Here is a 1,714-nt window from a genome sequence, read left to right on the forward strand (position 1 = left end):
CGAGCCGCCGCCGGCGCCCGGGTACGGCCCTCCGACGCCAGCCGGGTACGGCGCTCCGACCGGCGGGTGGACCCCGCCGCCCAAGCCCGGCCTGCTGCCGCTCCGGCCCATGGGCTTCGGCACGCTGCTCTGGGCGCCGTTCCGGACCCTCCGCCGGAATCCCGCACCGGTGTTCGGCACGGGGCTCGTCGTCCAACTGGCCTCCGTCGTCGCGACCGCCGCGGTCTTCGTGCCGTTCCTCGTCCTCGCCATCGGGCGCATCGAGTCCGCCAGCGCCGCCGACCTCGACGCGATCATGGCCGGAACGATCGGATGGCTCATCCTGCTGACGCTCGTCCCGGTCGCCGTCGGCGTGGTGGCCGGAGCGTTCCTGCAGGGCGTCATGGTCGTCGAGGTCGCGAGCGGCACGCTCGGCGAACGGCTCGGGTTCGGGGCGCTGTGGCGGCGCGCCGCGGCTCGGATCGGCCCCCTGATCGGCTGGACCCTGCTCGTGAGCGTCATCGTGCTCGGGGTCTTCGCCCTGTTCGCCACGATCGTCGTGATGACGGCCCTGATCGCACCCGACCCGCTGGCGATCGTCGGCGTGGTGCTGGTCCTCATCCTGCTCGTCCTCGGGCTCGTCGTGCTCGCCGCGTGGCTGGGGACGAAGCTCGCGCTCGTGCCGAGCGTGATCGTGCTCGAGCGCGCGGGCATCGCGCAGGCCGTGCGACGGTCGTGGCAGCTCACCACGGGGCACTTCTGGCGGACGTTCGGCCTGATCCTCCTCGTCGGGCTCATCGTCTCGACGATCGCGCAGACCGTCGTCCAGGTGCCGATGCTCGGCGGCACGATCCTCGCCGTCATCCTCGACCCCACGGCGGGCGCCACCTACGACGCGGTGACCATCGCCTCGACCGTGATCGGCACCGTCCTCTCGATCCTCGTCGGCGCGATCGTGGCGGTCGTCCAGGCCGCGCTGATCGCCGTGATCTACATCGACCTCCGAATGCGCTCCGAGGGGCTCGACCTCGAACTCGAGCGGCACGTGGAGGCGAGGGAGGCGGGCCGGCCCGTGACGGATCCGTTCGCACCGGTCCCGACGGGCGAACCGACCCCGACGTGGTCCTGACCGCGCTCGCGCGGCTCGAGCCGCCGCTCGACCCCGACGCGCCGGAGGCGCGCCGCTGGGTGGTCGACGAGCTCGCCGATCCGGTCTACCGCGCGGCCGAGCCGACCCTCTTCGACCTCGCGGCGCAGGCGGTGCGCGACTGGATCGCGAGCCTCTTCAGCGGTGCGTCGGGGCTGCCGGTGCCGACGCTCGCGCTCATCGCGGTGCTCGTCGTCGCCGGGCTCGTGGGGCTCGGCCTCCTCGTGTTCGGCCTCCCGCGACTCCGGCGACGCACGCCCGTCGGGATCGCACTGTTCGACGACGACGACCTGCGCGATGCCACGACGCTCCGCGCCGCCGCCGAGCGGGCCGCGGCATCCGGCCGGTGGGCGCTCGCCATCGAGGAGCGCTTCCGTGCACTCATGCGCTCCCTCGTCGAGCGCGAGCTCGTGCGCGTGCACCCCGGGACGACGGCCCACGGGATGGCCCGCGCGGCGGCCTCGCCCTTCCCCGCGTACGGTCGGGCACTCGAGCACGCCGCCGACGCGTTCGACGGCGTGCGCTACCTCGGCCGCACCGGCGACGCCGGCGCCTACGCCGAGGTCGCCGCACTCGATGCCGAACTCG

The 1,714-nt window shown here is 74.1% G+C and carries 2 protein-coding genes; both read left to right on the top strand.

Annotated features, from left to right (window positions below; all coding sequences use genetic code 11):
- The coding region (locus tag ESO86_RS19345; protein WP_207207196.1) for a DUF7847 domain-containing protein at window positions 1-1,108 on the top strand (1,108 nt) is incomplete at its 5' end.
- The coding region (locus ESO86_RS16460) for a DUF4129 domain-containing protein (protein ID WP_165308171.1) at window positions 1,099-1,714 on the top strand (616 nt) is incomplete at its 3' end. The genes ESO86_RS19345 and ESO86_RS16460, both read left to right, overlap by 10 nt.

It is taken from the genome of Agromyces binzhouensis, assembly GCF_004135055.1.
Lineage (GTDB): Bacteria > Actinomycetota > Actinomycetes > Actinomycetales > Microbacteriaceae > Agromyces > Agromyces binzhouensis.